This is a genomic window from Promicromonospora kroppenstedtii DSM 19349 (genome assembly GCF_000515355.1).
GTDB classification, from domain to species: Bacteria; Actinomycetota; Actinomycetes; order Actinomycetales; family Cellulomonadaceae; genus Promicromonospora; species Promicromonospora kroppenstedtii.
The window spans coordinates 15,071-20,565 of the sequence record NZ_KI911663.1; the positions used below are offsets into that span (position 1 = coordinate 15,071).

At 71.3% G+C, this 5,495-nt stretch carries 3 protein-coding genes; 1 reads left to right on the top strand and 2 read right to left on the bottom strand.

Annotation, left to right across the window (positions count from 1 at the left end; all coding sequences use genetic code 11):
- Window positions 1-2,496, top strand: a 2,496-nt coding sequence (locus tag PROKR_RS11745; protein ID WP_051432903.1) for an efflux RND transporter permease subunit, incomplete at its 5' end; no start/stop codon positions are given.
- Window positions 2,497-2,568: 72 nt separating this feature from the next.
- Here PROKR_RS11745 and PROKR_RS11750 read toward each other — a convergent pair.
- Together PROKR_RS11750 and PROKR_RS11755 are read right to left on the bottom strand one after the other, a co-directional pair.
- Window positions 2,569-3,051, bottom strand: coding sequence for a hypothetical protein (locus PROKR_RS11750; RefSeq protein WP_169736391.1), 483 nt, complete (start codon window positions 3,049-3,051; stop codon window positions 2,569-2,571).
- A 156-nt stretch (window positions 3,052-3,207) separates the two neighbouring features.
- Window positions 3,208-5,495: fibronectin type III domain-containing protein (locus PROKR_RS11755; protein WP_169736392.1), on the bottom strand; the 2,288-nt coding region annotated here is incomplete at its 5' end.

Below are 5,495 nucleotides of genomic sequence, written 5' to 3' on the forward strand. Positions count from 1 at the left end.
GCCGGAGCCGACGCCGCCGCAGCAGCGGGCGCGGCAGGCGCTCCGGGCGCCACCGGCCAGTCGCCGGAGGCCGAGGCCGGCTCGCCCGAGGTCGTCCACCTGGGCGACGTCGCGAAGGTGAGCGTCAAGGACGTCGACCCCACGTCGTTCTCGCGCCTGGACGGCGAGCCGTCCCTGGCCATCGCCATGACCAAGACGCCCGACGGCAACACCGTGGACGTCTCGCACGCCGTGCAGGACGTGCTGGCCGACGTCGAGGACGAGCTCGACGACGCCGGCGTGAGCACCGCCGTCACGTTCGACCAGGCGCCGTTCATCGAGGAGTCGATCGAGGGCCTGACCACCGAGGGCGGGCTGGGCCTGCTGTTCGCCGTGCTCGTCATCCTGGTGTTCCTGGCCTCGCTGCGGGCCACTCTGGTCTCGGCGATCTCGATCCCGCTGTCGCTGGCCGTCACGTTCGCGGCGATGAACCTGACCGGCTACACGCTGAACATCCTCACGCTCGCGGCCATGACCATCTCCATCGGGCGCATCGTGGACGACTCGATCGTCGTGATCGAGAACATCAAGCGGCACCTGTCCTACGGCGAGGACCGCGTGGACGCGATCGTCACCGCCGTCCGCGAGGTGGGCGCGGCCATCACCGCCTCGACGATCTGCACCATCGCGGTGTTCGCCCCGATCGCCCTGGTGGGCGGCATGGCGGGGGAGCTGTTCCAGCCGTTCGCCGTCACCGTGGCGATCGCCATGGGTGCCTCGCTGGTCGTCGCGCTGGTCGTGGTGCCGGTGCTCGCCTACTGGTTCATCAAGGTGCCGGTCTCGGTCGACGGCGGTGCCGCGATGCGCGAGGCCGCCGAGCTCAAGGAGCGCCGCGGCGTCTGGCAGCGCGCCTACGTGCCGTCGCTGGCCGCCGCGCTGCGGCACCCGGCGGTCACGCTGACCGTCGCGATCGCGCTGCTGGGCGGCACGCTCGCGCTGGTGCCGCGCATGGAGACCAACTTCATCGGGGCGGCCGGGCAGGACACGCTGTCGGTCACCCAGGAGTTCGAGCCGGGCACGTCGCTGGAGAACCAGGACGCGGCCGCCAAGGAGGTCGAGGAGGTCCTCGCCGGCGTCGACGGCATCGAGACCGTGCAGACCACCGTCGGGTCGGGCGACGGCATGGCCGCCGCCTTCGGCATGGGCGGGGCGGGCGCCAGCGCGTCCTTCGCGATGACCCTGGCCGAGGACGCCGACGGCGAGGCGGTGCAGGACGACGTCCGCGACGCGATCGCCGCGGCCGACCTGGACGGCGAGGTCACCGTGGCCGGCGGCGACGCCGGGTTCTCCAGCACCACCGTGGACCTGGTGGTCACCGCGCCCGACGCCGACGACCTGGCCGACGCCGCGAGCACCGTCGAGGACGCCGTCACGGACCTCGACGGCGTCGAGAGCGTGACCAACAACCTCGCCGCCGAGCAGTCGACCGTGCAGGTGACGGTGGACCGGGACGCCGCGGCGGAGGCCGGGCTGACCGAGGCCGCGGTGTCGGGCCTGCTGGCCGGCGCGATGAACGAGTCGAGCATCGGCACCGTCGACCTGGACGGCACGAATCTCGACGTCGTGGTGGCGGGCGACGTGCCCGCCACGGCGGCCGAGATCAAGAAGGTCGACGTCCCGACCGCGGCGGGCATGGTGCCGCTGAGCGACCTGGTCACCGTCGAAGAGGTCTCGGCCCCGGCGTCGGTCACCCGCGTGGACGGGGAGCGCAGCGCCACGGTCGCGGTCACCCCGGCCGGGCAGGACCTGGGCACCCTGACGGTGGCCCTCACCGAGGAGATCGACGGCCTGGACCTGCCGGGCGGCGCGGACGTGACCATCGGCGGCGTGGCGTCCGACCAGGCCGACGCCTTCGCGGACCTCGGGCTGGCGCTGCTGGCGGCCATCCTCATCGTGTACCTGGTCATGGTCGCGACGTTCCGGAGCATCGGCCAGCCGCTGATCCTCCTGGTCTCCGTGCCCTTCGCGGCCACGGGTGCGCTGCTGGCGCTGCTGCTGACCGGCACGCCGCTGGACGTCGCCGCGCTCATCGGCGTGCTGATGCTGGTGGGCATCGTGGTCTCCAACGCGATCGTGCTGATCGACCTGATCAACCAGTACCGCGCCGAGGGCCGGCCGCTGGACGAGGCGGTACGGGAGGGCTCGCGCCAGCGCCTGCGGCCGATCGTGATGACGGCGGCGGCGACGATCCTGGCGCTGACCCCGATGGCGTTCGGCCTGACCGGCGGCGGCGCCTTCATCTCGCAGCCGCTGGCGCTCGTGGTGATCGGCGGGCTCGTGTCCTCGACGCTGCTGACCCTGTACGTGGTGCCCGTGATCTACACGCTGTTCGAGCGGCGCTCGGAGGGCAGCACGCCCAAGCGGGCCGCCCGGGCCGCGCGCAAGGCCGAGAAGGCGCAGGTCAAGGCCGCCGAGGCGGCGCAGGTCGCGCAGCGCCTGGCGGCAGACGCGCAGTAGCCGGTCAGCCGAGGCGCCGTCCGGCCCGGTACGAACCTGCTTCGTACCGGGCCGGAGATCTGTCCGAGCGCTCTACGCGGCCGTCGAGGCGGCGAACTGCGAGAAGAACTCGTCGATCTCGGCCTCGTCGTAGACCTGCCGCCCGAGCACGAGGGCCAGCTCGTCGCAGCAGTGCTCGGTGCAGTAGGAGCGCACCTCGGCGGCCTCGAACAGGTCCCACGAGGGCGCGAGGTTGGACAGCAGCCCGGCCCGGACGAACCCGGCCGCCGGCGCGAGGCTGTCGAAGAAGGCCCACCGGTCGCCGATGTCCACGGCCGCCCCGCGGAACACGCTCGTCTCGCCCTCCGCACGGGCCGGTGGGAGCGGCGTGTGGTCGACGACGGCGCAGTACTCGCCGTGCTCGGAGGTGGTCCGGACTCCGGGGTGGCTGCCGTAGTGCCGGCAGAGGGAGGTCTCGTGGTCGCTGCCGACGGTCAGCTTGCCGTCCATCAGGCGTGCGGTGAATGCCTGCGCGAGCATTGCGGTCCTTACTTTCGAGATCCAGGTCGTGGTCACGACACAGTGCAGAGCGGACCAACTGGTCGAACCCGGCTTCGGCGGCAGCGTAACGACAAGTAGGGCAATTCGCCTGGGCAAGCGTCCAACTCACGGCGTCACGCGACCGCGGGGCGCCCGGTTGCCCGTGCGCCCCGCGTCACCGCCGTGCCGACGTCAGCTGTTCCAGTTCGAGATCTGGTACAGCTTGTCGTCCACCCGGAACGCGACCTCCGCCCCGTTGTACTTGGAGCTCATGAAGCACGAGAGCGTCCGGGTCCCGCTGGACCCGTTCATCGGGTACTTGGTGCTCCCCGCCCAGGTGCGCGAGTGCGGCTCGTGGATGTCGTGCCAGTAGGTCGGGCTGTCCTGGTCGTACTTCTGCGTGTTGCCCGCCCAGCAGGCCACCTGGTGGTTGCCCGAGTCGAACCCCGACCAGTTCAGCACCCAGTTGCGGCAGGTGGAGCAGTCGCCGCTGTTGCCTCCCACGGTCACCCAGGCCTTCGGCGTCAGGCCCGCCGCCGAGTCGCAGGCGCTGGACGTGCCGCCCACGGAATCGGTCACCGTCACGCAGGCCTTCTTGGTCACCCCGGCGCCGGCCGTGGCCGACTTGGTGCCGCTCTTCGACGTGCTGGTGATCGCGCCCGTCACGCTGACGGTGGTGGGCCGGCCGTTCTCGGCGCGCGCGTCCCAGGTGAACGTCACCTTGCCGCCCTCACCGGTGGCGGTGATCTTCGGCGTGGGCGGCGGGCCGTACGGCGTCACCGCGTTCGAGGCGGCCGACCAGTCCGAGCAGGCGTTGGCGTTGCACGCCCGCACCCGGAAGGTGTACTCCGTGCCGTTGTTCAGGCCCTTGTACGTGTAGGTGTTGTTGTTGCCCGCGCTCGGGTTGCCCGTGCCGTTGGCCGAGACCTCGTACCGCGCACCGGTGCCCCGGAACTCCGAGACCCGGCTCCAGCTCACGTCGGCCTGGCCGCTCGTGGTGGAGCCGAGCTTCGCGGTGGGCTTGCCCGGGACGTCGGGGACGCCGTACGGCACCACCTCGTTCGAGAACGGGCTCGCGTCGCCATGGCCGGCCTTGTTGATCGCCCGGACCCGGAACGTGTAGGTCGAGTCGGTCGACAGCTCCTGGACGGTCTGCGTCGTCCGGGTCGTGTCGATCGCCTTGACCAGTTCGCCGCCCGTGTAGACCCCGAGCCAGTACTTGGAGATCGCGTCGCCGTTGTTGGCCGGCGCCGTCCACTTGACCGTGATCTGGCCGCCCACGGCGGTGTTCACCCGGGTGGCGGTCGGCGCGGCCGGCGCGGACGGGGGCGCTGCCGGGGTCTCCGGTGCGGACTGCTCGGACCACTCCGACGGCTCCGGCGCCTTGTTCTTGGCCTGGACCCGCACGGTGTAGGCCGTGCCGTTCTCCAGCCCGCTCCACGTGACGCTGCTCCCGGCCTGGCAGGTCTTCTGGGTCACGTTGTCAGCCGGAGCGGGGCTGATCTCCAGGTTGACGCACTCGATCGGGGACCGGTCCGTGTACGCCTTGTTCTTCCAGGTCACGGTCAGCTTCTTGTCGCCGAACTTGAGCGTCGGCGGCGCGGGCTGGTCCGGCTTCGCGTCCGGCCGGACCTCACGGGAGGCCGGGGACGGCACGGAGTCGCCCACCGCGTTGGTGGCGGTGACGGTGAACGTGTACTTCACGTTGTTCTTGAGCCCGTCGAACGTGCAGGTGGTCGTGGTGCACGCGTGCTCCTGACCGTTCTGCGTCCGCAGGGTGTAGCCGGTGATGTCGGAGCCGTTGTTGTTGGGCTGGTCCCAGCTCAGCACCACGGTCTCGGAACGCACCTCCTCGACCCGCGGCGCGCGGGGCGCCTCGGGCTTGCCGAGGACGGTGAGCTTGGCGATGCCGTCGACCTCGCGGTCGGGGTCGCCGGTCGCGTCCTGCACGCGGTAGCGCACCGTCATGACGCCGGTGAAGTCGTCGCCGGGCGTGACGACCACCTCGGAGTCGTCGAACCTGACCTCGCCCGTGCCGGTCTCCTTCTCCGCACCGACCACCTTGAGCGGCTTGTCGGGGAACGGGTTGGTGTCGTTGGCCAGCACCGGGATCGTGGTGGCCTCGCCCTGGTGGGCGTCCAGCACCACGTCCTGCGCGGTCTTGGCGAGCTGCCTGGTCGACGGCACCACCTGGACGGTCAGCACGGTCTCGACCGCCGGGTTCTTGCCGTCCGAGACGGTCATCGGCAGCTCGCGGAAGGTGCCCTTGGGCACCGAGGCGTCGACCTCGCCGGTCACGACCGCGCCCGACACCGTGGTGGTGACGCCGTCGACGCCCTTGACGTCGAAGGTCAGGGGGTCCTTGTCGGGGTCCGTGACGTACCGCGACAGGTCGACGTCGGCCTCCTCGGCCGCCGCGACCTTCAGCACGGGCCGGCCCGTGATCTTGGGCGGCATGTTCTTGGACGGCGTCACGTCGA